Annotated in this window: 28 protein-coding genes and 4 pseudogenes; 10 read left to right on the top strand and 22 right to left on the bottom strand. The window is 55.3% G+C overall.

Annotated elements, in window-relative coordinates:
• Window positions 1-326: 326 nt before the first annotated feature.
• A complete protein-coding gene (locus ABQ278_RS19665; RefSeq protein WP_349322720.1) occupies window positions 327-2,519 on the top strand; it encodes a hypothetical protein in 2,193 nt (730 codons plus the stop codon).
• 25 nt (window positions 2,520-2,544) lie between these two features.
• Entirely contained in the window at window positions 2,545-3,336 is a 792-nt protein-coding gene (locus tag ABQ278_RS19660; protein ID WP_349322719.1) for a hypothetical protein, read from the top strand.
• A 25-nt stretch (window positions 3,337-3,361) separates the two neighbouring features.
• Here ABQ278_RS19660 and ABQ278_RS19655 read toward each other — a convergent pair whose 3' ends face one another.
• Together ABQ278_RS19655 and ABQ278_RS19650 are read right to left on the bottom strand one after the other, a co-directional pair.
• Window positions 3,362-3,961, bottom strand: coding sequence for a hypothetical protein (locus ABQ278_RS19655; RefSeq protein ID WP_349322718.1), 600 nt, complete (start codon window positions 3,959-3,961; stop codon window positions 3,362-3,364).
• On the bottom strand, window positions 3,958-4,455 hold the full coding sequence (locus tag ABQ278_RS19650; protein WP_349322717.1) for a hypothetical protein: 498 nt from the start codon (window positions 4,453-4,455) through the stop codon (window positions 3,958-3,960). The genes ABQ278_RS19655 and ABQ278_RS19650 overlap by 4 nt, the downstream gene beginning before the upstream one ends.
• Window positions 4,456-4,481: 26 nt before the next feature.
• On the opposite strand from ABQ278_RS19650, the pseudogene ABQ278_RS19645 reads away from it, so the two are divergent.
• Window positions 4,482-4,877 (top strand): annotated as a pseudogene (locus tag ABQ278_RS19645) (IS21 family transposase); the annotation flags it as partial.
• A gap of 137 nt (window positions 4,878-5,014) precedes the next feature.
• Here ABQ278_RS19645 and ABQ278_RS19640 read toward each other — a convergent pair.
• Window positions 5,015-6,097 carry an IS5 family transposase gene (locus ABQ278_RS19640; protein WP_349320246.1) on the bottom strand — a complete coding sequence of 361 codons (1,083 nt, stop codon included), beginning with the start codon at window positions 6,095-6,097 and terminating at the stop codon, window positions 5,015-5,017.
• Window positions 6,098-6,201: 104 nt separating this feature from the next.
• On the opposite strand from ABQ278_RS19640, the gene ABQ278_RS19635 reads away from it, so the two are divergent.
• From ABQ278_RS19635 to ABQ278_RS19625, 3 genes and pseudogenes are all read left to right on the top strand, one after another.
• The gene (locus ABQ278_RS19635) at window positions 6,202-6,786 is read left to right on the top strand and encodes a Mu transposase domain-containing protein (protein ID WP_349322716.1); all 585 of its coding nucleotides are present in this window, start codon (window positions 6,202-6,204) and stop codon (window positions 6,784-6,786) included.
• An 18-nt stretch (window positions 6,787-6,804) separates the two neighbouring features.
• Window positions 6,805-7,296, top strand: a pseudogene (locus ABQ278_RS19630) (ATP-binding protein); the annotation flags it as partial.
• Window positions 7,295-7,756, top strand: a pseudogene (locus ABQ278_RS19625) (TetR family transcriptional regulator); the annotation flags it as partial. The pseudogenes ABQ278_RS19630 and ABQ278_RS19625, both read left to right, overlap by 2 nt.
• 83 nt (window positions 7,757-7,839) lie before the next feature.
• Here the strand turns inward: ABQ278_RS19625 and ABQ278_RS19620 are convergent.
• The gene (locus ABQ278_RS19620) at window positions 7,840-8,442 is read right to left on the bottom strand and encodes an NADPH-dependent F420 reductase (protein ID WP_349322715.1); all 603 of its coding nucleotides are present in this window, start codon (window positions 8,440-8,442) and stop codon (window positions 7,840-7,842) included.
• 27 nt (window positions 8,443-8,469) lie between these two features.
• Entirely contained in the window at window positions 8,470-9,204 is a 735-nt protein-coding gene (locus ABQ278_RS19615) for an SDR family oxidoreductase (RefSeq protein ID WP_349322714.1), read from the bottom strand.
• Window positions 9,205-9,290: 86 nt separating this feature from the next.
• On the opposite strand from ABQ278_RS19615, the gene ABQ278_RS19610 reads away from it, so the two are divergent.
• Window positions 9,291-9,653 (top strand): helix-turn-helix domain-containing protein, encoded by a 363-nt coding sequence (locus ABQ278_RS19610; protein WP_349322713.1) that lies wholly within the window; start codon window positions 9,291-9,293, stop codon window positions 9,651-9,653.
• A 364-nt stretch (window positions 9,654-10,017) separates the two neighbouring features.
• On the opposite strand, the pseudogene ABQ278_RS19605 reads toward ABQ278_RS19610, so the two are convergent.
• The 4 genes and pseudogenes from ABQ278_RS19605 to ABQ278_RS19590 all read right to left on the bottom strand — a co-directional run.
• Window positions 10,018-10,176: pseudogene (locus tag ABQ278_RS19605) on the bottom strand (type II toxin-antitoxin system RelE/ParE family toxin); the annotation flags it as partial.
• Window positions 10,177-10,512: 336 nt separating this feature from the next.
• Complete coding sequence (locus ABQ278_RS19600; RefSeq protein WP_349322712.1) at window positions 10,513-10,776, bottom strand: hypothetical protein; 264 nt, start codon at window positions 10,774-10,776, stop codon at window positions 10,513-10,515.
• A 50-nt stretch (window positions 10,777-10,826) separates the two neighbouring features.
• The gene (locus ABQ278_RS19595; RefSeq protein ID WP_349322711.1) at window positions 10,827-11,222 is read right to left on the bottom strand and encodes a methyl-accepting chemotaxis protein; all 396 of its coding nucleotides are present in this window, start codon (window positions 11,220-11,222) and stop codon (window positions 10,827-10,829) included.
• On the bottom strand, window positions 11,120-12,532 hold the full coding sequence (locus tag ABQ278_RS19590) for a methyl-accepting chemotaxis protein (protein WP_349322710.1): 1,413 nt from the start codon (window positions 12,530-12,532) through the stop codon (window positions 11,120-11,122). The genes ABQ278_RS19595 and ABQ278_RS19590 overlap by 103 nt, the downstream gene beginning before the upstream one ends.
• 324 nt (window positions 12,533-12,856) lie before the next feature.
• Here ABQ278_RS19590 and vapB point away from each other — a divergent pair, with 324 nt between their 5' ends.
• From vapB to ABQ278_RS19575, 3 genes are all read left to right on the top strand, one after another.
• Window positions 12,857-13,078 carry a type II toxin-antitoxin system VapB family antitoxin gene (gene vapB / locus ABQ278_RS19585; RefSeq protein WP_349322709.1) on the top strand — a complete coding sequence of 74 codons (222 nt, stop codon included), beginning with the start codon at window positions 12,857-12,859 and terminating at the stop codon, window positions 13,076-13,078.
• On the top strand, window positions 13,078-13,497 hold the full coding sequence (locus tag ABQ278_RS19580; RefSeq protein WP_349322708.1) for a type II toxin-antitoxin system VapC family toxin: 420 nt from the start codon (window positions 13,078-13,080) through the stop codon (window positions 13,495-13,497). Before vapB ends, ABQ278_RS19580 begins: the two co-directional genes overlap by 1 nt.
• Before the next feature lie 197 nt (window positions 13,498-13,694).
• Window positions 13,695-14,660, top strand: a complete 966-nt coding sequence (locus ABQ278_RS19575) for a site-specific integrase (RefSeq protein WP_349322707.1) — start codon at window positions 13,695-13,697, stop codon at window positions 14,658-14,660.
• Window positions 14,661-14,744: 84 nt separating this feature from the next.
• Here ABQ278_RS19575 and ABQ278_RS19570 read toward each other — a convergent pair whose 3' ends face one another.
• The 13 genes from ABQ278_RS19570 to ABQ278_RS19510 form a co-directional block, all read right to left on the bottom strand.
• Window positions 14,745-15,476: a PP2C family protein-serine/threonine phosphatase gene (locus ABQ278_RS19570; RefSeq protein ID WP_349322706.1), complete on the bottom strand. Its 732-nt coding sequence runs from the start codon at window positions 15,474-15,476 to the stop codon at window positions 14,745-14,747.
• A 13-nt stretch (window positions 15,477-15,489) separates the two neighbouring features.
• A complete protein-coding gene (locus ABQ278_RS19565; protein ID WP_349322705.1) occupies window positions 15,490-15,789 on the bottom strand; it encodes an STAS domain-containing protein in 300 nt (99 codons plus the stop codon).
• A 117-nt stretch (window positions 15,790-15,906) separates the two neighbouring features.
• Window positions 15,907-17,088 carry a methyl-accepting chemotaxis protein gene (locus ABQ278_RS19560; protein ID WP_349322704.1) on the bottom strand — a complete coding sequence of 394 codons (1,182 nt, stop codon included), beginning with the start codon at window positions 17,086-17,088 and terminating at the stop codon, window positions 15,907-15,909.
• On the bottom strand, window positions 17,085-18,155 hold the full coding sequence (locus ABQ278_RS19555) for a chemotaxis response regulator protein-glutamate methylesterase (protein WP_349322703.1): 1,071 nt from the start codon (window positions 18,153-18,155) through the stop codon (window positions 17,085-17,087). Before ABQ278_RS19555 ends, ABQ278_RS19560 begins: the two co-directional genes overlap by 4 nt.
• Window positions 18,156-18,164: 9 nt before the next feature.
• Window positions 18,165-18,797 carry a chemoreceptor glutamine deamidase CheD gene (locus ABQ278_RS19550; protein WP_349322702.1) on the bottom strand — a complete coding sequence of 211 codons (633 nt, stop codon included), beginning with the start codon at window positions 18,795-18,797 and terminating at the stop codon, window positions 18,165-18,167.
• Between the two features lie 4 nt (window positions 18,798-18,801).
• On the bottom strand, window positions 18,802-19,659 hold the full coding sequence (locus ABQ278_RS19545) for a protein-glutamate O-methyltransferase (RefSeq protein WP_349322701.1): 858 nt from the start codon (window positions 19,657-19,659) through the stop codon (window positions 18,802-18,804).
• Window positions 19,660-19,728: 69 nt separating this feature from the next.
• A complete protein-coding gene (locus tag ABQ278_RS19540) occupies window positions 19,729-22,329 on the bottom strand; it encodes a methyl-accepting chemotaxis protein (RefSeq protein WP_349322700.1) in 2,601 nt (866 codons plus the stop codon).
• Window positions 22,310-22,837, bottom strand: a complete 528-nt coding sequence (locus tag ABQ278_RS19535; protein ID WP_349322699.1) for a chemotaxis protein CheW — start codon at window positions 22,835-22,837, stop codon at window positions 22,310-22,312. Before ABQ278_RS19535 ends, ABQ278_RS19540 begins: the two co-directional genes overlap by 20 nt.
• A complete protein-coding gene (locus ABQ278_RS19530; protein ID WP_349322698.1) occupies window positions 22,834-23,241 on the bottom strand; it encodes a chemotaxis protein CheW in 408 nt (135 codons plus the stop codon). The genes ABQ278_RS19535 and ABQ278_RS19530 overlap by 4 nt, the downstream gene beginning before the upstream one ends.
• A gap of 72 nt (window positions 23,242-23,313) precedes the next feature.
• Entirely contained in the window at window positions 23,314-24,900 is a 1,587-nt protein-coding gene (locus ABQ278_RS19525; protein ID WP_349322697.1) for a chemotaxis protein CheA, read from the bottom strand.
• 2 nt (window positions 24,901-24,902) lie between these two features.
• Window positions 24,903-25,268, bottom strand: coding sequence for a response regulator (locus ABQ278_RS19520; RefSeq protein ID WP_349322696.1), 366 nt, complete (start codon window positions 25,266-25,268; stop codon window positions 24,903-24,905).
• Window positions 25,269-25,547, bottom strand: a complete 279-nt coding sequence (locus tag ABQ278_RS19515) for an STAS domain-containing protein (RefSeq protein ID WP_349322695.1) — start codon at window positions 25,545-25,547, stop codon at window positions 25,269-25,271.
• Between the two features lie 206 nt (window positions 25,548-25,753).
• Window positions 25,754-26,668 (bottom strand): response regulator, encoded by a 915-nt coding sequence (locus ABQ278_RS19510; protein ID WP_349322694.1) that lies wholly within the window; start codon window positions 26,666-26,668, stop codon window positions 25,754-25,756.
• Between the last annotated feature and the right edge of the window lie 5 nt (window positions 26,669-26,673).

The raw sequence follows: 26,673 nt of genomic DNA, 5'->3' as shown, positions 1-26,673 counted from the left end.
AACAATGAAGCCGCGAATCCGAACCCGTTGCACGTCTTAGCCAGTTGCACACCGGAGCGCGCTCCTGGCGCCCCGCAACCGCCGAGTTCGCATGTGGAATTCGGCGGATGGCGATAACTGAAACCTCTGGCCGGAGGTCAGTCAAGCCGACAATCTTTTAGGTTTGCTGGGAAAGGTCGCTGGAGCAAATCCCTTTCCAGTCAAGGGTGTCGCGCCTGCAAAAAGTACGTGGTCTGAGTATTTCCTACTTGCAAATTAACCGTAATTCCCTCACGTATCAGGAGAATTCACGTTCTTGCACTAAGGCTTTCGGGGGCTTGAGAAACTTGAACCAGACACTGCTGCCGACGCGTATCCTCGCCTATATAAAATCGGATTTGGACGATATCTGGCGTAGAGCCAACATAACGGCCGGGGCGCTTCGGGTGGCGCTCGATATAGACCTAAAACCCTACGTTGTCACGCGAAGTTTGAATGAACCCGGCAAGCCCTGCGAGCCGCTATGGAGCGCTCTTCAGACTAAAAAGGGCCAGGAGGCGGTTGCAAAGCTGTTCAAGGCACCCGGCCTTTTCAATGTCGAGAGCCTGCCGGAACTCACCGAACTTCTCCGCCGGGTCTGGCCGACGGAAGACCGGCCCGCGAAGCAGGTGACGACTCCCAAGGTGGTGGCCATCGAGCGCGATGGCGTTCAGGAAGGGTGGCTCGCCACCAATTCCGCGACGGAGGATCTGCTCATTCAGAGGCTGGCCGCCGAAATCGATGCTTGCCGGCTTCCCTTGATCTACTGGCCCGCCCCCCGTTTTTGCGGCGCCAACTTCATTTCGAGAGAGATCCTTCCCGATCTCGATCCATCGAAGTTCCAGCGCGTCATCGCCATTTCACCGTCGAATCTCAATAAGCCGTATGAAGCCGAGTTGTCGGAGGTCAGGAGGGCCTTCGGCGTCGAAGGCCGCGACGATGAGTCGTTACGCGCCCTGATCGGCAAGCTCGAGGAATCGAAAACCCTTCTCGTGGTGAACGACTACGAGCATTTTCAGGACGAGGTCGTCGAGGCGAACCTTTCCCTGAGGCGTCTTATCACCCTTATCCAGCGCAACAATCTGTCGGCAAGGACCGATCATCCGCTGATCCTGTTCATCGGTTCGACCGATGTCAGGGGGCAAACAGTCCTTTTCGACGTGGCGCATTGCCATAAGCTGACGAACCTCAATCACCTGCTGTCGGTGCCAAGACCGGAGCGCTTCGATTTCTTCATGGAGCAATTCGACCTCTTTCAGGCGAAGCGCTGGCACGGCCACTTGTACGACCACAACGGGTTCAGGACCAAGCGTGCGCGTCTGCAGCTGAATCTGAAGAACAACCGTGAGAAGCGACCAATAGATATCCGCCTGCGCGCCTTGTTCGCTTCGAACCGCGACAACTATGCCTACTTCGATCCGACCGGCGGCTTTATGAAGCTGGTCGGAACGCTGGATGGCGGCATTCCGCGGCAGGTACAGCGCTACGTCGACGAGGTGGCCCTTTATCTGAAGTCGAAAACGCTCGGCATGAACCAGGCCGACATTCGAGTCCTCAGGTGGATCAGCACAGCCATGTACTGGCTGACTGTTCCCGCCATCAAGGAATTCTGCCGGGTCACGACCTATTTCGACTTTCCGCGAGCCAAGCGGATTCTCAAGGAGGATCTAGGCGATGTCGTCCAGGTGCACCCCAATCCGGAGTCGGGCAAGGAACCGATAATGTACACGGCACCGTTGGGCTTCCGCGCCATTATTCAGGACCACTGGAAGGAGGAGGCGCGAACCTATCCCAAGAGATGCGACCGGGGCATGACCCATTACATCGTTGCCCGCAGGCTCCATAACCTGCGGCATCAGAAGGTCATGCTCAACCACGAATTCCCATACGAAGCTCACTGGGGGCGATCGCGCATGTACTTCCTGTCGGAGTGCATCCGGCATCTCGTGCGCTCGGTCGAGGATGCCAAAGGGTTTGAAGGCGAAGCCCCCAAGGTCCTCGGGGACTTTCCGACCGACATCTACACGCGCCGGAATGGGGAGCCTGTTCAGCCAAACCCCCATGAGGTGCTGAGCATCTGCTACGAAAAACTGTTCCAGGCCGAGTTGAACGGCAATACGGCGGGCAGTTCAGGGTCTCGCGCGCTTTCCAACCGGCACGGCGCCTATCACCTGACGGCGGAACTGCTCCAGCTCATGGGCAGCCACGACGGCCTGATGACGCCGCACTGGGCGTTTCCGGAGTCGAAGCACGCTCCCTATTACGACGACGTAGGCTTTGCGAAGTTGGACCTTGGAGAGTTGGACGCCGCAAAGTCCGCGTTCGTGAAAGCGCATTCGATCGTTCGCGCCAGGGGTCGTCTCGCGGAGGCGGACGCCATGCTGAACATCGCCCTCGCTCTGACCGTCAAGGGAAGCGCGCCCGCGCTTATCGAAGCCGGGCATGTCATAGAATTCGGCGAGTGCGCTTATCGATCAGGAGGTCGGTCCCGAAAGGCCTGACGAAAGGAATTGCAAGGTCATCGAGTTGCGCAAACGCGTCGTCAGCCGGACGGCGCAAATCTATTACCTGCAGGCGCGTCAGCTCGAGACCGTTGGTCTCTACGACTACGAGTTTACGAAATACGACCAGCGACCCCTAAGACGCGACATGGCCCACATACTCATCGCCGCCTTGACCAGCATTGTGGACGAGGAGCATGTGATGCAGCAGAACACCGAACGGGCGATGCAACTGTGCGTCAAGAACCTTTTCGAGAGCACGTCCGCCGGCGCGCAGCATGACGCGCTCGGTTTCCGGATCGCGCATGCACATCTACTGCGCAAAAAGGAGATGATCAAGGCCGCGGACGAATGCCTCGACGGCGTTCATCGCGACATCTACATGTATGGTTGCTCGGAGCGGACCTACCTGTCCTTCCTGCTGGAAGCCGGCCGCAACCTGTTGACGCGGAAGAACGGCCCCCGAGCCTATTGCATCTACTTCGTGCCATGCCTAGAGCGGGCGATGGCGAGGTCTCTGACGCGCGAGGCCCAGCAGGCCCGCGGATATGCGTTGCAGGCGCTGCGGCAGATCGGCCAGCTTTACGACGGTGCGCCGGAAAATCCGGATGCGGTGAGCATCTATATCGAGGCCAAGATTTCCGAGGGAACCTTCATTGAAACGGACATGCGACCGACTGTAGTCGATGGCGTGTCCCAGGATCCCTTGGCCTCGTATGATATCAACGATGACTTCGAGCGAGTTTTTTCCCTGATCAGATCGCCAGATGCGGTGGCGGCGGAGATAAAGCAACTCGACAATCTAAAGCTTGAATAAATCCGGCACCGGAAGCGAGAGGTTACTATGGAACCGACCAGTTTGGCCGGTTCGATTGGAGAGCTTCGGTGACAATCCGACGGGCCGCCGCGAGGTTTCGGCTGTCGGCGGCGTGCCTGTCCCGCAATTTGCCGATCGCCTTTTCGTATACCTTGTCGATTGAGCGGCGAAAGGACTCGCGTTCGCCGTCGTAGTCCAGCCGCGCGGCTTCGTAGCTGTGGTCGGCGTCACGATCGCCCCAGTAGGCGTCGACGACACCCGACCGGCCCTTCAGCAGACAGACCAGGAACACGCCTACGCCGAGCAGCAACAGCGCGACCGAGGCCGGGGAGGATGGTAGTGCGAAGCCCATTTCGGAGCCCACTGAGAAGAAGGAAGCACCATCCCCAGCGCGTTCGAGCGCATCGCGAAACTGGGCGATCCGGAAGTTCCAGTAAAGGCCGACCAGTCCGGCGATGCCAAGCGCAGTCCAGCCAATCAGCCGAAGAGTCCGATTGCAATGGCCGATCAGCCTAAGCCCAGCAAAGCCGCCTGCGAAACCAGTGGCCACATTGACCGCGCTGAACATGGCCGCCATGCACCAGCCCTCGATCAGGCCGCCGTCAAGTGCGGAGCTGAAAATCACAGCATTGACCGCACCTTCGATGGCGACGAGGGAACACGGGCATAATGGGCAGAGCGCCTCAACCGGTTGTCGGCCTTGAATTTTCGCAGATGTTTGAGCTTCTTGCGCTCGGTCAGCCGGGCCGTTTCGAGCTTTTCGGGCATAGCCAGCTTGACCTTCGAGACCTCGGCGCCGATCTGCGCCAGAATCAGCTCGACATTGATCGTCTCCGCTGTTGCGGACCGGATGCGTGCAATTGCCTTGGCGTTCTCAGCGACGGCAAGCTGCTTGAGCTGGCTGACCCGCGACCGAATCTCTTCGACGATCTGGTGTTGCGGTTTATCCAGAGAAGTCTCGCTGCTATGAGGTCGGTTTTCAACACCTTCCTCTCGCGCCTGGGCAGCGAGGTTGAGTTTTTTCGCCAAGGCTTCCGCTTCGGATTGGAAGCTGTCTGAAATCCGTGGCACGAGACCTGCGATCACAGGGATTTTTAACAACGAAGACAATAACTGCATGGTTGTGCTCCTTTCGGAGCTCCAACGTTCTTGGGGCGTCAAACTACACCTATGCCGAGGCCACCTGGACACAAACCCTGCCAGACTGGATCGGCGCACACGTGCGGATGCTCAACGTGTTCCAGGGATCGCCGAGACTAGTTGTGCAGGACAATCTCAAGTCAGGCGTCAACAAGGCCTCGTTCTACGACCCCGAGATCAACCGAACCTACGGGATGATGGCGACCCACTATAATATGGGTGTCCTTCCAGCCAGGCCCTATAAACCAAAGGATAAGTCGAAGGTCGAGGCTGGGGTTCGCTTTGCCCAGTCTTACATTTTAGGGCGCCTGCGCCATCAAACCTTCTTCTCTCTGGCCGAAGCCAATGAAGCCATTGCGGAGATAATGGCGCGAATGAATGGGCGCATCATGCGCAAGATCGGGCAAAGCCGCTTAGCAGTCTGCTGAAAAAGGCTTTGCCTTTGGCCTTTCCGCATTTTTGCGTAAGTCTCTTGGTCTTTTATGGGTCTTCATTCGTTGTTGTTTTTGTTGCTTTCCTAAATTTAGACGGACCTCTCCTATGCGGTTAGCAACTTGGGTATCCGGATGAGGTTGTAGGCTATGAGATTGAGCAGAAAATCTCCAGCTACAGCTTCAAGGCCGCGATGCTTTGTCTTACGCATCGTGCCGTGCTGCTTGCCCCAACCGAAGATGCACTCGATCATCTTTCGCCGGGTCTGTGACATTGCGTAGCCATCGCTGGCGGCCGTTTCATCGTCGATGATGGTCGTTCTGGTCTTGCCGGTTTTAGTCGTGGCGTTATTACGGGCGACATGCGGCTCCACGCCAAGATTGCGTAAGGCTTCGCCATGTGCAGCGACATCATAAGCCTTGTCTTCGCCTACGGTCGCCGGCTTGCCGGTGTGCTTGACCCTAACCGCCAGCATGGCTTCGGATGCCTCGCGCTCGGCCGTGCCGGTGGCTTGGGTGACAACGCTACCAACCGCCAGTCCGTTGCGGTTCTCCATCAGCGCGTGGCCCATGTAGCACAGCTTCGCTTCACGGCCCTGAGCCTTGCGGTACAAGCGGCTGTCGCCATCGGTCGTCGAGACGTGGGTGTCATTGCCGCGTTTCTGATTATGGAAGTCAGACCCGTCCGTATCGTCCGGCCCGTCCTTCGGCTTGAAGCTCTTGAACGAAGCCCAGGCTTCAATCAGCGTGCCATCGACTGAGAAATGCTCGTCCGAGAGTAAGGGCGTAACCTTTGGGTGGCACAGCAAGGCCGTCATGAACTTCGTAAAAACATCACCCTTCTGCAGGCGCTCACGGTTCTTGGTGAATGTCGTCGCCACCCACACAGCCGCGTCGGGTGACAAGCCCACGAACCATCGAAACAGAAGGTTGTAATCCAACTGCTCCATCAACTGGCGTTCCGAGCGGACGCCGTAGAACACCTGCAGAAGCAAGGCGCTCAGTAACTGTTCCGGTGGAATGGAAGGGCGCCCTTCCTCCGAATACATCGCCGAAAAGTCCGCGTTCAGGTCGACCAGAACCGAGCGAACCAACTCACGAACCTTGCGAAGAGGATGCGTATCCGGAACGCGTTCTTCCAACGATATGTACGAAAATAATCCGCCCTGATCCCGAAACTCGCCACGCATTGGTTGCTCCTTCTCGCTCAAGAAGGGAATCACGGCAAAATCAAAATGACCAGAGGTTTTTCAGCAGACTGTTAGAGCTGTTCGAGGCCTTAGAAAGGCCCGCTTTGGCCCAGCTGCCCGCGACGGACTACGAGTTTGCTGAGTGGAAGCTGGCGCGGGTTTCTCTGGATTATCACATCGAGCTGGCGGGCTTCTTTTACTCAGTTCCCCATAAACTGATCCGGGAACAGGTCGATACCCGCCTAACAGCTCGGATGGTTGAGATCTTCCACCGGGGCAAACAGGTTGCTGTCCATGAGCGGCGGTACAATGGCCGGTCACATGGTACAAATCCGGACCATATGCCCAGCTCCCATCGCAGTTATGCGGAATGGTCACCCGAACGGTTCAGCCACTGGGCTTTGTCCATCGGTCGCGAGACCGAAGGGCTCATCGTCGCCATTCTGGCCCGCCACCGTCATCCCGAGCACGGCTACCGAACCTGCCTTGGGGTCATGAACATGTTCAAAAAACTTGAACCGGCGCGGGCAGAACGGGTGGCTTCCAGGGCCGTTGCCATAGGGGCCTTCAATTACAAAAGCATCGCCTCGATCATCGAACACAGGCTGGATGCCACCGGCACGGATGACGGACCAGAATCCATACTGACCCATCCCAATCTGCGGGGGCCGCAGTACTTCCTTCAGTAAAAACAAAGGACATAGATTATGCTGACACATCCAATCCACGACACACTCCAGGCGCTTGGCCTGACCGGCATGGCAAAAGGCTTCAAGGAGCTTGCCAATCAGCCGGAAGCTAACGGCCTCGACCATGCCGAATGGCTGGCAATATTGCTCGAGCAAGAGACCACATTGCGCCAGCAGAAGCGCTATGAAAGCCGAGCCAAAACCGCCAGGTTACGCCAGTCGGCCACCATCGAAGATGTCGACTACTGGGCTGCCAAGGGGCTGGACAAGTCCATGTTCCTGAAGCTCACCAGCGCAGACTGGATCAGACGAAAGCACAACCTGCTGATAACAGGGCCATGCGGGGTCGGTAAAAGCTGGCTTGCCTGTGCTCTCGGTCAGAAGGCCTGTCGGGAAGACATGTCTGTTGCCTATCACCGGGCATCTCGACTGTTTACGGCGCTCGCCCTGGCAAGGGCAGATGGACGCTACGCGAAGCTTCTGAAGCAAATCGCCCGCGTTGACCTGCTTAGCCACCCTCCTTCGTCATTTCCCGACGCGCGAAGCGCTGTTCGAGGCGCTAGTGTGTACGAACCTTGACGCACTCACGCAAAAGGCGGGTGAACTCGAAACGTCGAACTCACCTGACGAAGCCCTCGTAGCGTGGTTTCGCGAATGGCTGGCATTCACTCAGAGCTATAAGGGCGTCGTCGATATGATGGCGGCCGCCAGTGCGAACCCAGCCTCCGCTCTTTATGTTTCTTGTGCAGCGGTGCACGCGGCGAGTACAAAACTGCTGCTTAGGGCTCAGACCAGAGGTTTGGCGCGCACAGATATGAACGGGGACGACCTGTTTGCCCTGATGACGTCTCTCGGATGGGCGGCTGACCAACCCTCATTCGCGCCGCGAGCTGATCAACTCTTTCGCATCATGACAGGCGCCATCCTGACGAGTTCGGCGAGCGACAACCTTAAAAACGCAGCCTTCTGATCCAATCACCATCGTCAACGCCCGTCCGTTGAAACCGGTCATTCCCGAATTGCCAAAACACTGCTTGATATCATCTCTGGCACTTATCCATCGAACTTGACCAGGTCCTTAAAGATCAGTTGCCCCCACTTATTTCCGTGCGCCTGGACAAGCAGTCCGCCTTCGGACACCCCGCCTAGTTTGATCGGTGCGAAGCCGAGCTTTTCCGCGAGTGCACCGATCTCGTTTGCTGCACCATCATCGTCACTCGTCAGGAACACGACGCGCCTTCCACCATGAACGGCCGGATCTTGCTCAAGAAGGCTGGCGACAAGATGATTGAAGCCCTTGACCAGTTTAGCGCCAGGAAATGCATTTGCGACAACCTTGGCCGAAGGCTGTCCTCCCAGTTTCTCCAGGGGCACGCCATAGGCATTGGTTACATCGACGATGGTCTTGCCCTGCCAGGTGGGCAGCGCCTTTGCGACATCCGGGTGCGACTCGAAACGTACAGCCAGAAAGATGATGTCCGCCTTGACGGCTTCCGCCAAAGTTTTGGGAACAATGGTGGGTCCGATGGCGGCCGCTGCGGCCGCGAAGCTTTCCGGGGCGTGCGAGGTGGCGACGGATACGTCGATGCCCTTGCGGGCAAACGCCTTGGCCAGAGCCTGACCGACATGGCCAAAGCCGATGATTGCGTAGCTCATACATAGTCTCCTTTAGTTGGGAATGGGTCAGAGTTGCGCCAGGCCGCCGTCGACGGCGACCTCACTGGCGGTCATGAAGCTTGAGTCCGACGACGCGAGAAAGGCGGCCACAGCCCCAATCTCCACCGGATCGGCCATGCGCAGGAGCGGAGTCATCGCGGCGAAGGCCTTCTGGCCCTCTGCGCCAAGCGCTGCCTTCGCAAGTTCGGTCGCCGTCGCTCCAGGTGACAGCACGTTGACCCGGATGCCAGTGCCCTTCAGATCCTCCGCCCAGGTTCGCGCGAGGTTGCGCACGGCGGCCTTGCTCGCACTATAGGCGGTAAATCCCGGCGCGCCCGTTGTGCCGGCGCTCGATCCGGTCAGGATGATCGATCCGCCCGGGCCCATCAGTGGCAAGGCTTTCTGAACCGTAAAGATCGTACCCTTCACATTGGTATCGAAGTGTTCATCAATGTGTTCGGCGGTGATCGCGCCGAGGCGGGCCTGACTTCCAGCGCCGGCATTGGCGAAGACAATGTCGAGGCTACCGCGCTCGGCCTTCGCGGCCGCGTAGAGCCGGTCGAGGTCCGCCTCATCCGAGACAGAGCCCTTCACCGAGCGGGCATTGGGGCCAAGAGCGGCTACAGCGGTGTCGAGCACGTCCTGCCGCCGACCGAAGATGAAGACGAAGGCGCCCTCCTCGATAAAACGCTTGGCAGCGGCAAGGCCGATGCCGGTCGCGCCGCCGGTAATCACGGCGGTCTTTCCATTTAGTCTGGTCATGTAGTTCATCCTTCATTGGTGTTGCAATGGAGGTGGGAAGTGGTTACTTTGCAACAAGTATGCACTTTTTGGTAAGTATCAAAAAAATGACAACTCCCTCCGAAATTTGCGACACTGGCTGCGGGCTCAACGCTACGCTTCGCGTCATCTCTGGCAGGTGGAAGCCACTAGTCCTCTTTTTCTTGCGTGACGGCCCGAAGCGCTATGGCGAGCTCAAACGCTTGGTTCAGGGCGTCAGCGACAAGGTATTGATCCAACAGTTGAAGGACCTTGAGGGGGATCGTGTGTTGGCGAGGACCGACTATAAAGAGGTGCCGCCACGCGTCGATTACACGCTGACTCCGCTGGGAATCAGCTTGGCCGCCGCAATTGTCCCGCTGTGTACGTGGGGAACCGAAAACGCAGCTCAGATGGCAAGCATTTTTGCCGAACGTGACGCGCTGCCCTAGCCGGCGTTGATGGACGGCTATGTCTGACGACCCTTCGCATACGTGGAGGCCTTCGTTTGCTTTGCGCCGGTGCGGGTATTTGGCCAGGGGCATACCGCGTCCTTCGACTGATCCAATGGCCAAAATTTCTGACATATTTTGCAAGGCCATGACGTGTTCGAGCTCGACGCGCATGACTTTGAAAGGAAGGGTGCCGCATAGGTAGGTTGTTCCGCTAAGCTCTATAGCCAACTAGGTTTGGCAGTTTGCCTCACGTTCAGTTCCAATGAGCTACGAATACATTCTTTCAAATCTATCTTTATTCTTAATAATCAATTGCTTATTGTTAATTTCATAATAGTAGTTATGGAACATTATGTGCTATTCAGCTCAATCGATCCGCAATTCTTGTAATCAAATCCATTTTTTCGTGCAGGATAGCAATGACAAGTGCCGGCGCATTTTCACGCATAAGGCAGAAAATATAGTGATGTTCACAACGTGTTACGCGTAACGCCGGATGAACCTCAGCCAAGATTTTGTAGGCGTCTGGCCCTCGAATAGTAGACTATGCCCGCCGTAGCGCGGTGAGCTTCTCTGCCCGGTACAATCGGAAAAGGCGTTTGTGGAACCGTTTCTATTTAAGGGGGGCTCGGCGAACCCGCGCAGAATGTGACGATAAGCCAGTTATTGAAAAGCTTCAGAAAATAGGATCTTTGTAAAACTAAACCATTAACATTATTACGAATTTAGTATTTTCTCACCTATGAGCGACGTTCCTTCTCAATTCCAGCAGGGTAGAGCGTTGGCCACCTTAATCGTCCTGTTGTCCTTATCCTAGGGTTCTTCAACAATGTGCCGGCTGTAAATGAAGGCTCGCTCAGGTCCATCTGAAGCTGTCTCCCAGCAAGACGTAAAACTGTTCCACGGTCTCTCGCATCTCGGTAATGGACTTGATCAGATCTGGTGGCGTTGGGTCGAGGACCTCAGCAAGGCTTTCCATTCTGTCGATATCCTTAAAGAGAGGCTCAAGGAGCGCCATAATGGTGGCGATGTTCGTCAGTCGATTTTGTTGAAGCTGCTCGGGCGTAACGATCTGTGCCAGTCTGTGTACGGCGCTTTGATCGACGGGGAACAGGGTCAAGTCAGCGGGTCCCGAAAGACCCGCCACCTTCTTGCCAGCACGCCGAGACATTACGCGGCTCTGACCGTCGTCAGGAACTTGTCCATCTCCTGATGCAGTCGTTCCGCTTGGCCGGCTAGTTCCCCGGATGCATTTAGTACCTGCGAGGCCGCGTCCCCTGTTTGCTCGGCCGCATGCGCCACGCCGGTGATGTTCGATGTCACCTCGGCTGTGCCGATCGACGCCTGGGAGACCGCCTGGACGATCTCGCGCGTGGCCGCGCCTTGTTGGTCCACCGCTGACGCAATGATGCTGCTCGTGTTGTTGATGTCTGCGATGGTGTCGCTGATACCTTGAATTGCATTTACTGCGCGCGTTGTCGCTTCCTGAATAAGGGCGATTTTCTCAGATATATCCGTCGTGGCACGGCTGGTTTGGCCGGCCAGTTGCTTGACTTCTGACGCCACAACCGCAAACCCTTTGCCGGCTTCCCCGGCGCGGGCGGATTTATCGTCGCGTTGAGCGCCAAAAGATTGGTCTGGCTGGCGATAGTGTTGATCATATCAACCACGCTACCGATGCTTGATGACACCGAACTTAGTTCGCTCACAACCATGGCCGCGCGACTGGCTTCCTGGACCGCTTCATTCGAAATCTGTGACGAGCGCTCAACCTGTCTTCCGATTTCTGCGACCGAGGCTCCCAGTTCTTCCGCAGCGCCCGCGACCGAGGTGACGTTGGTGCCGGCCTCTTCCGCAGCGGCCGAGACGGCGACCGACTGGGCGGAGGTTTCCTGAGCTGTGGCGCTGAGTTGTGCCGCCGAAGCCTGCATTTCCGTGGCAGCAGACGAGACAAGGCCCACAATACTGCCAACCGACTTTTCGAAATCATCTGCCAGTTTCATCATCATTTTCTTGCGATTAACCTCGGCCAGGTGTTTTTGGTTGGCGGCGTCGGCCTCGAGGTCGCGGGCTTTCACGGCATTTTCGCGGAAGATCGCCAGGCCCTTGGCGATATCACCACACTCATCCCCGCGATCTGCGCCGGTCACGATCGTATCAAGGCGGCCATCGGCAAGCTTACGAAGCTCGTCCACCGACCGGTTCAAAGGGATGGAGATACCGAAATTTGCCATCAACATGCCGATGACAATGCCAAACATCACGCCGCCGACCGCGACGCCAATCATGACCATGATCGCCGCATTGCCTTGTGTCTTCGCGTCATCGGCGGTCTTTGTGCCACGTGCATCGACATGATCGACGTAAGCCTTGACGGCGGCTTGGAGTTTATCGGCCTGTTCCCGGTTGGTTTTCACATGATCGACGATCGTGCGCTGGCCTTCGGACAAAGATATCTGGCCGCCGAGTTGTGCTGCGAGGTCATAGGTTTTGTTTAAGCCGCTTACATACTGATCATATTGAGCAGCGATCGCTTCGAGTTGTTTTTTTTCATCCGCATCGGCGGTTTCGGCGGATTTCGCCAAACGCTCCTTGAATTGAGCGATGTTCTTATCGGCAACCGCCCGGGCCGCTTTGATCGTTTCAGGCGAAGGGTCTGCAGCGACGCGATACTCAGACCGGTTCATAATGATCGTGTTTTGATTCATGCGCGCGCCCAGCGTTGCCGCGCTATTGACCGTATCTACGGTTTCAAGATTCTGGTTCAGAAAGCTAATCTTGCTGACGCCGAAGGCAGCAATCCCTGCAGTAACAAGGCTCATCATAGCGATAAGCACCAGAAGTTTTGTTCTTATACGGAGGTCTTGAAATTTCATTGTGTACTCCCCAGTCGTGCATACAGTTGCATTTCAATACTGAGGCTGCGCTTCTCGGATAAAAACTTCGTTAATTTTCATACCGTCGTTATGCGAATTACACTGGATATGCATTTTCCACAATCAGGACACTTTCAAGGATGGGCGTAGCCCACCTGCCGATAACTCCAATATGCGCTTCTAAGTATAGGGCTTGCCCAAATATCATACGCGATAAGGACTATTATTGCGCGTTATGCGGCATATGGATACCATAGGATATGCTTTGTATATCCCATTGACATATCCCGCTTTGGGGCTATGCTGCTTTCTTGGAGGTGCTTTATGACGCGGACAACCTTGTTTCATTCGAATCGCTCGCAGGCAGTTCGTTTGCCTAAGGATGTGGCTTTTCCGGAAGGGGTCAAAGATGTGACTATTCTGAGGGAAGGGGCGCGTCGCATTATCGTACCGTCGAATAGTATCTGGGACGATTTTTTTTCGGCGCCAGGCATTGATCTTGGAGAGCGCAGCCAACCAACCGAACAAGTCCGTGAGGGCTTTTAGTGCTTCGATATATGCTTGATACCAATTTATGCATCAGAGTGCTCAGAGACAGGCCACAGTCTATCCGCGAACGGTTTAACGCGGAGGCGGATGGGCTTTGTATCTCGACGATTATATTGGCGGAATTGTTACACGGCGCAGAAAAATCTGATCGTCCAGCTTTCAACCGGACAAAAGTCGAACAGTTTGCTGCACGGCTAGAGGTTGTCCCGTTTGGGTCTGAAGCTGCCGCCCATGCAGCAGACATTCGAGCATTCTTGGAACGTAAAGGTACGCCGATCGGCGGTTATGACGTACTCATTGCGGGCCATGCACGTAGCAGAGGCCTCATTGTTGTTACGGGAAACCTAGGAGAGTTTTCTCGTGTTGAAGGACTTCGCAGCGAAGATTGGCTATCGTCCGATCCGGTATCAAACTGACCCCACAAGAGCGGTTCGGTACACAATTTCCCATTCTGGCCGGTTTCGTAGACTGTTGCAAAAATAGCCTATCAAACCAAATGGTTAGTTCTATACTCATTGCAGGTCGGTGGAACCTTGCTTGCGGCAGCCATTAGCACCTATTATCACACGTGATAAGGCGACTTATCGCGTGTAATATGTGCTATAGGAGCCTTATGGACAGCACAAATCCGAAACCACCAAACGCGCGTGTCGCCATGGCTCTGGCGAAATCACAAGCTTACCAGGACGCGGCTGATGCGCCAGCCACACTGCGCGCTTATGCGTCGGATGTGGCGAATTTCGAGGCCTGGTGTCAACGCAACAGTCTGACGGCGCTTCCTGCGACGCCTGAGGTCGTTGGCGCATATCTGGCGGCCGCTGGTGAAGGCTACGCCATGCAGACCCTGCGACGCCGGGTGGCCGCCATTGCTCGTGCGTCCGGCGTCGCGGGCCATCCGCTGGATACAAAACATCCGGCGATCCGTGAGACGCTGCGCGGCATCGGCCGGATACACGGCAGCCGCGGACGAAAGGCTGCAGCGCTAACCACGTCAGAACTCAAGGCGCTGAGCCGCGTATGCGAGGACAGTCTTACAGGTGATCGTGATCGAGCGCTGCTGCTGGTGGCGTTCGCCGGCGCGCTACGACGATCTGAGCTGGTTGGGCTGGACGCCGAGAAATTGACGTGGTTCGAGGACGGCGTGAAATTGCTGCTGGAGAAATCCAAGACCGACAAGGACGGCAAAGGCGCCGAGGTCGTCATCGTCTATGGGCGACATGAGGCCACCTGCCCTGTCAGGGCGCTTCGCCTATGGCTAGACGCGGCAAAAATTAGCTTCGGGCCCGTGTTCCGAAAGGTTAACAAGGCCGGTCGTGTCGAGGCGCGCCGTCTCAGCGAAGATGCGGTGCGGCAGATATTGTTACGTCGCGCCGCCCTGGCCGGGATTAAGGGAACGCTTGGTGAACCGGTCAGCCCTCACGGACTGCGCGCCGGATTTGTCACAACGGCTTACCGCAATGGTGTTTCTGACGAAGAAATCATGGGACACACCCGCCATCGTAGCCTGACCACCATGCGCAGCTACGTCAGACGCGCGAAGCTGAAATCAACAGAGCCGGCCGGAAAGCTAGGCCTATAAAGCCTTGTGAATGATCTTCTTCGGGCTTCATTCGCATGGAGAGGATTTTATGTGCCAATCGTCATGGCACGAATGACGAAGGCTCTAACATCTGAACAAAACCACTAGAGTCAGGTCGTCGGTCAATCGTTCCCTTGGAACATCAAGACGCTCAATAACGGCGTTGGCAAGCTGCCGCGCTGAACTGTCTTCGGCTTGTGCATTCAAAAATGTGCGCAAGCTCTGTGTCGTAAAAACAGAATCCGGCGGTAAGGGGGTTTCGACCAGGGCATCACTGTACAGAACCAACGTAGCGCCCGAAAAAAACGGGCGTTGATGCACGACATAATCGCTTTCTGATCTAAATCCCAATGGAAAGCCTTCACCGGGCAAAAATGCAAAACCCGATGCCCCACCGGCACGGTAAAGCTGCGGCATAAAGGTTGATGCCGACCAACTGAGGGTATTTTTATCGACATCTATAACGCTATACCAAATGGCAACAAAGCGACCGCGCGGCAAAAACCCGTGCAAACGTAAATTGAGCAGGTGAAGGACTTCGGCCGGATCTGCAATATCGACAGCGCCCGAATGCAGCAGATCATATACGTAACGGGTATGTGGCGCGACTTCAGGGCCGTGGCCGCAGACATCAACACAAAAAATGGCAAGCCGGCCTTCATCGATGGGCAATAAGCCCCATAGATCTCCGCCGATGGGGGGATCGGACAGGAAGACACTTTCGATACTCAGACCATAATGCCGGCGACAGTGACCGAGGAGGGCGTCATCAGGAAGTAGGTCTGTTATTTCCGCTTGGGAACGCGCGCGAGCCATATTGAGTGCCGTGCTACTGCATTAAAAGCTTATCTAGGCGGGATAGCTGCAAGAGCTGCAATACGGGGCCATTTGCATCGGCAACGCTCAATTTCCAACCGTTTTTTTTGGATTCTTCGATGGCGATCATCATCATGCCTAAGCCCGAAGAGTCGATCAGCTTTAATTCTGATAAATTGAACACGCACTGAAGGCATGTCGAGGCCTGTACATCCTCCAGCAGTTTGCGGAAAAGCCCATGATCAGCAAATGTCAAGCTATCGGACAGGGTGGCTGTGAGCACGCCATTTAACTCATTAATTTGTGAACGCATGACAAATCCTTGCGTTAGCCTCCCATCAAGGGGGCGCGGCCTACAGCCAACTATTAACGGCCAGAATAACAGCGATACATTAATGACAAGTAGTCGAACAGGGAGTGGCTATCACTCTCAGAACAAATCGACATCACCTGCATCAACCGGGGGACGACACGTTGTCGTTGAAAATGATGCTTGAGATTCCTGTGAATGGCGTCCCAATGAGTTCAACAGGCTCTCGTGGACAGAGCCCAGTGTGCATTGGTCCAGCACATCGTCACTCAATGTCTGGCCAAAAGCTGTTCCATGCGTGATATCGAGAGTCTCATGGGTCTCCATATCAACCCGCCGCAAGGCGTCAACCAGCGTATTGATCGCCTTGACAGCCGTATCCAATCTTTGGGTCGCCCGGTCCTGGAACTGCATCATGACAACGGCCGAGGAAATGTCATTCGTAATCGCAACCGCAGCCTCTGTACTGGTTTCCAGCATAGTTTTCATACTGACGCTTTGATCAACCAGCGCCCGCATCATACTATTTATAGTTTGGTTGACGGTCAGGTTTTGCCCGGACGTGTCGACTTCGGCAATTTCGCACAACAGCTCATAACCTTTATTGAGCCCTTTTGAGACTAAGGCTATACGTGCTTTCAAATCATCCGAGAGAGCACTGACATTGCGCGCCAATTCGCGCACCTCGTCTGCCACAACGCTGAAGCCTAGACCAACGTCACCGGCATGGACGGCTTCGATTTTGGCATTAATGGCCAGTATATTGGTTTGCGTGTTGATCCGGTCTATCGCCTTAATACTGTTTTCAACATGTACGATCTCTGCCATGACATCGTCGAGCGTGTACACCATGTTGACACTGCGCGACGATATGAACACAATTTTTTCGACGAATTCGGACAGGGCCTGCCCCATACTATCCACAACCTGTTCGATGGGAACCGACACGCTCCCCATCTGAATGTTTTCCACACCTTGCGCCAGCTCACGGATAAGGCTCGTTTGATCCCGCGACGTCTGCGCCAGATTGGTGAAACGTGTTGAAAGTTCAGAAAAATTTTCATCTATATCTGTGCGAACATCAGAAATTTCGTGGATGACCACATCCAGTATCTTCGCCTGGACGTCATTTAGCCCAAGCACGTTGCACAAATATTCGTGCGCCTTCCCTAAGGAAGAACCTTCCGGCTGTGACGCTGCTTCGAACACCGGCTTTGCCACTGGAGTTTCGCATACGGAAACGTCGGCAGACTGCGGCAAGCGCAAGGCCTTAGACCGTTGGAAAAAGGGAAAAATACTCATGTTACGGGCTCATTGAAGACGTTCGAGGCGTCTACGCCTTGGACCCTGCACAGCCCCACTATGGCCCCAGCCATCTTCTGAATGGGCAACTGCTGACAAACCGCGCCCAACTGAATGGCGGCACGCGGCATGCCGTAAACGATGCTGCTCGCCTGATCCTGCCCAAATGTAACTGCCCCCGATTGCCTCATGCGCAATAGCCCGCGCGCGCCGTCGTCCCCCATGCCAGTAAGCAACACACCAATGGCCTTAGCGCCGACGACCTTGGCAATTGAATCAAACAGGACATCGACCGATGGCCTGAATCCATTCACCTTCTCACTATCATTGATCTGCAAGGTCATGTCCCCCTTTAAACTCATCATGCGGCCGCCCGGTGCAATATAGGCATGCCCGGATTGAATAATCTGGCGATCCCTGCCTTCCCGAATCGTAATATCGCAAAGATTATCGAGCCTGGACGCAAAGCGCTGTGTGAAAGCTTCCGGCATATGTTGGACAATAAGAATGGGGGGAGCGTTCGCCGGCATGGCTTCAAGAATACTGGCAATAGCCGGAACACCTCCCGTCGAAGCCCCTATCGCGATCACACGGTCTGACCCCAGACCATGTTCCAGGCGGGGGTGCCTGACTGTATGCCCTGAACGTCCAGTTGATTGAACGTGGCTACAGGCGGCCGCCAAAATCTTTTCTATGATCTCGTGCCGCAGGTTCTCCATGCCCTCATTGATGAAGCCTGTAGGTTTGCCAACGACATCAACAGCGCCCAATTCAAGCGCGCGTAGGCTTGCATCCGTACCTTCGGCCGTCAGAGACGAAATCATGATCACGGGCGTTGGCCGAAGCGTCATAATCTTCGCCAGAAAGTCGAGACCGTTCATTCGGGGCATTTCGACGTCCAGAGTAACGACATCCGGGTTGAGCGTCTTGATTTTCTCCCTGGCGATAAGCGGATCTGCGGCCGTATCCACGACCTCGATACGTGGATCTGAACTCAGTATCGCGCTCAGCATCTGCCGCATCAGGGCAGAATCATCGACAATCAGGACTCTGACAGGCCTTCTCATAAGTCCCTCCTAACCAAACAATTCAATATCGCCTTCGATTGGCTTTGCAACCAGGCGCGTGCTGTACGAAGACTCTGTGCGTGTAACTGATTTGTCCTGGCTATCGTTCAACAAAAGGCGCTTAACCCTGCCCGTTTGCGGGGAATAATGAATACGGCGCCCATGGTTCCCACCCAGGTCAGTCGCCAAGACACGCAACCCTTCAGCCTTTAGGTAGGCTTGGGCGAAGCGGGCGTTCTGAGTGCCTACCTCATTGTGACCGGCGTACATATTGGCTCCACCAAAAAGCTTAATTTCAAGGTCGTGGCGCAAGCACCCTGATTTCAAAACTTCATTGATCAGGTTTTCCATGGCGTGATTTCCATAACGCATTTGCGACGAGACCCCGCCCCATTGTCCGCTTTCACTTTCGGGCAACATGAAATGGTTCATGCCGCCAAAGCCATTTTTCGGATTGCGGATACACGCCGCGACACAGCTACCCAGAATCGTAATGATCACCGTCCCGGGCGTGTCCGTCACAAAGTATTCGCCTGGCTGAACACGGACATTATGTTCACCCAGTCGCACGTCCTTAATGCGTGTGCGCGCCAAGTGTTGTTCATGCCCGGTGACAGTGCTGTTTTCAATCGCGCGGGCCACGGCGTCAGTCTCCGATCTTGCGATAGATCGTGCGCCCGCACAGCTTGAACAAGGCTTGTTGGTCAAGCAGTGTTTCGGAATGGCCAACAATCAGCCAGCCGTCCGGACGCAAGAGTTTAGCAAAGCGACGAACGAGTTGCGTCTTTGTCGGATTGTCGAAATAAATCATGACATTACGGCAAAATATAACGTCAAAAGGACCTTTTACCGGCCACGGATGCAGCAAGTTCAGAGGTTTGAAGGTAATCAGTTGGCGAAGACGATCATTCGCCTTGAAGCCCTCATTCGTTGGCGTGAAATATTTATCTCGCCGGCTGTCCGGCACATCCTGCATAACGTCTGCCGGGTAAAGCCCATCGCTCCCGCGCATGACCATGTTGGTATCCAGGTCTGTCGCCAGTATCTTGGCGTCCCACCGCTCAAGGTCGGGGACGTTGTCACACAGGGTCATAGCGATGGAATAGGGCTCTTCTCCAGACGAGCAACCGGCCGACCATATTCGCATCCGGCGACTGGTGCTGGCCTCACGCTGGGTGCGAACCACGGTATCGGCCAGATAGTCAAAATGGTGCTGTTCACGGAAAAAGCGCGTCAGGTTGGTGGTCATGACATTACTGAACGCCAGGAACTCATCACCGCCTGCGTCGCTTTCGAGAAGATAGCAATAGTCTTCGAAACGTGTCATCCCCAGTTCGCGCAACCGACGTGACAGGCGCGCATAAACCATCGATTCCTTGCTCGGTCCCAGCACGATGCCGGAATGACGATACAAGAGATCAGCGATATAGCGGAAATCATCCGAGGTGAAGGCAAACTCCCCCCCTCCGCGATCCACCTGAACGGCTTGTTCTGCGCTTTTCATCTCTAACCTTCAAAAGGGGCTTAAGGGACCGCTTCACTCCGTAGCGTGTTGCGGCCTTAACATCACAGCCTAAAACTCAGCCCAATCGGCATCGTTTTCAATCGTCGACCGCAGGTTCTCCTGCAAGCGCGCCGCGCCGCCACCGGCGACCTTGCGCGCGGCCTGACGCTTGGGTTGAGGCTTGCTCACCGGTTGCGCGGCCGATCTGATCGGCGTCACGGTACGAGATCCGGCTTGTACATCAGCGGTTTGGCCTGGCAGGTTGAAGGCCGCCATGCGCTGGTGCATGGTTTCGGCCTGATCCTGCAGCATGCGCGATGAGGCCGCGTTTTGCTCAACCAGGGCCGAGTTCTGCTGCGTCATCTCATCCATTTCCGCGACGGCCGTATTGATCTCTTCCACGCCCACCGACTGCTCTTTCGAGGCAGCGGCGATTTCCGAAACAATTTCAGCCACTTTTTTGATCGAGCCCACGATTTCGTTGAGAGCGCCGCCGGCATCATTGACCAATTTGACGCCATCCTTGACTTCCGCGCCAGAGGCGGCAATCAGGGTTTTGATATCCTTCGCGGCGCCACTGGAACGTTGCGCCAATGAGCGAACCTCGGCGGCAACAACCGCAAAGCCCTTGCCGGCGTCACCGGCCCTGGCCGCCTCAACCGCGGCATTCAGCGCCAGCAGATTGGTCTGGAAGGCGATTTCGTCGATCACACCGATAATGTCAGAAATCTTTTGGGAAGAGGCCTCAATGCGCGACATAGCATCAACGGCCTGAGAAACGACCTGGCCTCCGCTGCTAGCGACGGTGGAGGCAGTCGCTGCCAACTTATTGGCCTCCTGAGCATTGTCCGCATTCTGACGGATCGTTGAGGCAATCTCCTCCATCGATGAAGCCGTTTCCTGCAGCGCAGACGCTTGCTGTTCTGTCCGTTGCGACAGATCGTTCGTGCCTGACGATATTTCAGCCGTTGCCAGCTTTATGTTGGAGCTCGCTTCAATCACACCGCTGATAATGGACGTCGTCGTATCAAGCAGCTCGTTGATGCCTTCGCACATGGCGGCGATTTCGCCCGTCTTGCCCGACAGGTCCACGCGGTGCGTCAAATCACTGCCCTTGGCTTTCTCAATAACACTCTTCGACTGAGCGACGGCGTCTTCCAAGGCCCTTGCTGCTGACACCTGCGCACTTACGTCCGAAGCGTATTTCACGACCTTAAAAGGTTTACCATTCATATCCATGATCGGATTATAGCTGGCCTGCAGCCAGACCTCACGCCCACCCCGGGCAATACGCTTATATTGACCCGCATCATATTCGCCACGACCCAGACGTTCCCAGAACAGCCGGTAATCGGCGCTATTGCGATAGTCGGGATCGACAAACATCGAATGATGCTGCCCCTTGATCTCATCCAGGCTATAGCCGACTGTAGACAGGAAGTTCTCATTCGCCGTCAGAATCTTGCCTGTCAGATCGAATTCGATAACTGCCTGTGCCTTTGAGATGGCATCTAACTGACCGGCGAAGTCGGCTGCCTGCAACTTCGCGGCAGAGATATCCGTGGCATATTTCACCACTTTGAACGGCTTGCCGTTCATATCCATGATCGGATTATAGCTGGCCTGCAGCCAGACCTGACGCCCACCCCGGGCAATGCGCTTATATTGACCCGCATCATATTCCCCGCGGCTCAGACGTTCCCAGAACAGGCGGTAATCGGCGCTATTGCGATAGTCGGGATCGACAAACATCGAATGATGCTGCCCCTTGATCTCATCAAGGCTATAGCCGACTGCAGAGAGGAAGTTCTCATTCGCCGTCAGAATTTTGCCTGTCAGATCGAATTCGATAACTGCCTGTGCCTTTGAGATGGCATCTAACTGACCGGCGAAGTCGGCCGCCTGCAACTTCGCGGCGGAGATATCCGTGGCATATTTCACCACTTTGAACGGCTTGCCATTCATGTCCAGGATCGGATTATAGCTGGCCTGCAGCCAGACCTCACGCCCACCCCGGGCAATGCGCTTATACTGACCCGCATCATATTCGCCGCGGCTCAGACGTTCCCAGAACAAGCGGTAATCGGCGCTATTGCGATAGTCGGGATCGACAAACATCGAATGATGCTGCCCCTTGATCTCATCCAGGCTATAGCCGACTGCAGACAGGAAGTTCTCATTCGCCGTCAAAATCTTGCCCGTCAGATCGAATTCAATAACCGCCTGCACCTTTGAGATGGCAGCAATCTGTCCCTTCAAATCCGTCGTTACAACACCGACATGCTCTTCGGCATTGGCCTTCAGCCCTTCAACACAACGCACGATTTCGCCAATCTCGTCCTGTCTTTGAGAGTCTGGCATAACGACGTTAAAATCATTTTCCGTGAGGCGCTTCATAATGTTGGCCAGCTTGGTCAGTGTCCCCGAAACGTCAGCCGCAATGAGCGCCGCCAATCCTGCGGCCACCAGCGTCGCGGCCCCGGAAATGCCAAGTATCATCCACATGCGCCCCCACGTGCCAGGAGGGCTGGTGGTGATAAAGAGGCCTGCCAATATTGCAATCGGCACAAAAAACGAACCCACGATCAAGGCCAGTTTTCCACGCAGTCTGGTATTATTAAGCGAGAACATATGGGATTTCCTTCGTGTTTTAAGCCGCTGTTTTTTCAACCGGTTTCATATCCGGCAGGACAATGTTGTCGAAAAGTGTATCGAGTGACAGCAGCACAACCATGGTTTCGTTTACGGTTATAATGCCCTCAAGATAGGCTTGGTTACGCCCAGATTCCATTTCAGGCACAGGACCAACGGCATCAGGCTGCACACTGAGAATGTCAGAGACCTGATCAACCAGAAGACCTATGAGACGGTCCGCGACGGATACGATAATGACGACGTGTTTTTGCGTTGCTTCGGTTGCCCCCTGACCAAAGCGGCAGCCCAGGTCAAAGACCGGGACAATTGCGCCACGCAAATTAAGGACTCCGCGAACATAGTCCGGCTGGTTCGGCAACACCGTCGTTCGGGTCCATCCCTTGATCTCTCGGACCGCCAATATATCAACCGCGTAGTCTTCAGTGCCAATGCGGAAGCTGACAAATTGTTTCAAATGATGGTCGCCGGAACCGTTATTGATGGCACTCAGTGTGTCTTCATACTTCTGATGAACGTCACTCATGCAGCTTGCTCCTCAATTTCACCTAATTGTTCGATGTCGAGAATGAGGGCGACATTTCCGTCCCCCAGAATCGTGGCGCCCGATAAACCCGGCACTGGCGTGTAGTTTTCCTGCAGGGATTTGATGACGACCTGCTGCTGGCCTATCAGTTCGTCGACCACCAGGCCCAGCTTGCGGCCCGATGCATTCTCGACCAGAACGATCAGCCCTTTGGTGGGATCATCAACGGCATCCGCCGCGTCGAACAGGCGATTGAGCCCGATGACGCGAACAAAATCACCCCGAATATTGGCCACCCGACCGCCATCTTCGAAGGCGCGGATCTGGTGAGACTGAGGGCGGAAACTTTCAATGATCGAGGTCAATGGCAGGATGTAGCGTTCACAACCAACCTTTACGAGCATACCGTCCAGCACAGCCAGGGTGAGCGGAATGACCAGGGTGAAGCGCGTCCCTTGCCCTTCCGTCGAGCTGACCTAAATCCGGCCCCCGATTTTTTGAATATTGCGACGAACCACATCCATGCCCACGCCGCGGCCTGACACATCTGAAACCACCGCTGCCGTGGAAAAGCCCGGGGCAAAAATCAGGTCGGTAATTTCATCGTCGCTCAAACGCGCCCCGGCGGCGATAACGCCTTTGTCAACCGCCTTGCTGTAAAGCCGATCACGGTTCAGCCCTGCGCCATCATCCTCGATATGGATAAGAATATTGCTGCCGACATGGGCTGCGGTAAGGGTAATGGTCCCCTCTGCGGGTTTACCCGCCGCCAGACGTACATCCGGCATTTCAATACCATGGTCCACACTGTTGCGGATCATGTGCGTCAAAGGGTCGGACAGCTCTTCGATCACGGTTTTATCCAGCTCGGTCTGTTCACCGTGCATTTCCAGGCGCACCTGCTTGTTGAGCTTACCCGCAACTTCACGCACCAGACGCGGCATCCGCGAAAAAACCGACCGAACGGGCTGCATACGGATCGCCATGACGCAATCCTGCAATTCGCGCGTCAAGACTTCGAGCGCGTCCAACCCCTCAACGGAACTGGCGGCGCTTATCTGCGAGAGCTCTTGCCTCAGCATGGCTTGCGATATGACGAGTTCCCCCACCATATTGACCAGACGATCTACGCGCATCAAATCGACACGGATGGAACTGGGGCCCGACGCTTTTGCGTCTGAGCCTTTCATCTCACTGGGTTTGGGTGGGGCGGAGGGGTCGGAGGGCGTTGTGGCAATGTCGGATGCCTCAGAAACAGCCGCGATCGGGGTGTCCAGCCATAGCCCGAAACCGTCATCCTCGCCGTCGCTGACCAGGCTGGACGTCATTGTGATCTCGGCATCGTCTTCCACAAATTCAAAGACTTCTCGGACGGCAGCCTCATCATAGGTTGTGGTCAGGCTAAAGACCCAGGACAGGTATATGTCTTCAATCTCAATCGCATCCAACGCAGGTATGCGATCGGCATTACAGAGCACCTCAAGCGCCCCTAAACTTCTGAGCTCCCGGATTAATAAGAGGGGCTCATTCGCATGGCGCAAGAGCTCAGCCTTGGGTGTGAAGCAGATCCGGATTTCGCGGAGAGGCGGCGTGTCAGATTGTGCAACCAAAGCCGATTCATCTGTCGGCACCGCAGTCCCGGTGTCCTTTAATCCGTCGCCTGACAACAAGGCTTGCAAATCATCCGCGACATCACGCCCTATATTCACATCAACTGTACGGTCCTGTTGTGCCGCACTTACCAACTCGGCCAACACATCACCGGCACGGATGATCAGAGAGGCCACCACACTATTGATGAGCATCCGGCCATCGCGCATGCGGTCAAGCAAGGCTTCAAAACTGTGCGCAAACTGTACCAGATGGGCATAGTTGAACATCCCCGCCCCGGCCTTGATCGAGTGGACGGCACGAAACACAGCATCAAGTTCTTCAGGGTCCAGGCCGTCGCTGCTCAGGCGCTCCAGTTTGGCGTCCATATCCGTCAACATCTCTGCGCATTCCGCAAAGAAGGTTTCGCGGAACTGGGCGTATTCAGTTGAGGCGGATGACTGTACCGACATGATTAAGGGCAGACCTTATTAATAACGGCGATGAGCTTATCTGGTGAGAATGGCTTAACAATCCAGCCGGTGGCGCCGGCTTCACGGCCAGCGGCCTTTTTGTCTTCCCCCCCTTCCGTCGTCAGGATCAGGATCGGCGTCGACTTGAATTGCGGCTGCGCGCGCAGGGCACGTACCAGAGACACGCCGTCCATATTCGGCATGTTGATGTCGGTCAGAACAACGTCAATGGATTGGGTCTTCACAAGTTCAAGCGCCTTCAGACCATCCTCGGCCTCATGGACCTCATATCCGGCATTCTTGAGTGTGAAGTTGACCATGTCGCGCATAGTCTTCGAGTCATCAACGGCCAGCACGCGCTTACCCATTTAGTGTGTTCCTGCTTCGGTTTGAAAACGATTGGTAAAATCCAGACCAGCATCCTCGAACGCGGCTAAAAGCCCGGAGGACGGATTGATAAGCTTGAGACCAAGCCCAGCGGCGCTAAACGTGGCCATGGCTGACCAAAGAAGCTGCAAGCCAGGTGTGCCCAACCGCACCACTTCTGAGGCATCCAGATCGAGTTGCCCGCCACTATAGAAGTGGAGAAGAATATCGTTCTTGAGTGCCTGTGCCGAGGTCATGTCTATGACGGTCGGCAATTTCATCTGGTTCGCATGCATTTTTACGCTACCCCTACACGGCAACCTGTTTAACCGGTTTGCTATTCGTGTAAGACCATGCCGGAAAAATGCTTTCCCACAAGTTAACCCTCAGTTGCAAATGTGTAGACGCGTACCTTAAATTGATACAATTTGAGTTGCGGGTTGATAAATGTCAAGAATAGGGGAGCGTCTCTGACGATTTGTGTAGGTTATATAGCTCGGCGGGCTGTATTCACACTGCACGTGACGGTATTCCCTCCCCTCGAATATTCGAGGGAATCAAAGGACAATAAGCGTGCGGTTGCTATGCCGCGCCCATTCGGGTCCGTGGCGCGTTCTGGCGAGAGTTCCAGATAGGAAGCAAAGTCGAAGCCCTCCCCCTCATCAGAAATAGAAATGGATACGTAATCGGGCGTTGCATCATAGTTCAGATGGGCCCTGCGGTGGGCATATTGCGGCAAAGTCAGCCGATGCTCAACCTCAGCCTTCCAGCGTCCTTCGATAATAAGCCGCTTTTTTTCACTGTAAGAGATACCCAGATTGCCATGCTCCACCGCATTGACCATCAACTCGCTAAGGCCGTAAACCACGCGCTCGGGCTCAGGAAAGCAATTCGCCAGAAATACAGCCAGGGTCTGCGCTTCCTTCAGCGTGCTGAAGTGAAACTCCCCTTTCTCCATCAGACCCAGTACCTGACGGTTCTGGCGAACTTCAAGACGCAGGCTGGATTTTAGCCGGGCCTCAGCCATCGCCGCCCGAACCAGACTAAGCAAGACATCTGATTCATACGGCTTGGTCAGGTAATAGAAGACGCCACCGTCTATGCCCTGACGGATCTGCTCATGCGAAGCGGCGGCTGTTTGCATTATAACAGGAATATCGCAAAAGCGTGGATCGGCCTTCAGATGGCGCAGGCATTCCATGCCATCCATCCGCGGCATCATCCGGTCCAGGACAATAACATCTACGGGCCCGATTTCAGCCAGTTTGTCGAGTGCATCGCGGCCATCAACAGCCAGGCTGACGATGTAGCCATCCTCCTCCAGATACTCGCCAAGAATATCCAGATTGAACGCTTCATCATCTATGGCGAGAACTGTGGGGGCCGGGTCAGATACAGGCATATTTG

It is taken from the genome of Asticcacaulis sp. MM231 (assembly GCF_964186625.1).
Classification (GTDB): Bacteria; Pseudomonadota; Alphaproteobacteria; order Caulobacterales; family Caulobacteraceae; genus Asticcacaulis.
The sequence above is the reverse complement of the archived record's forward strand: the minus strand, read 5'-3'. Positions and strand labels throughout refer to the sequence as shown.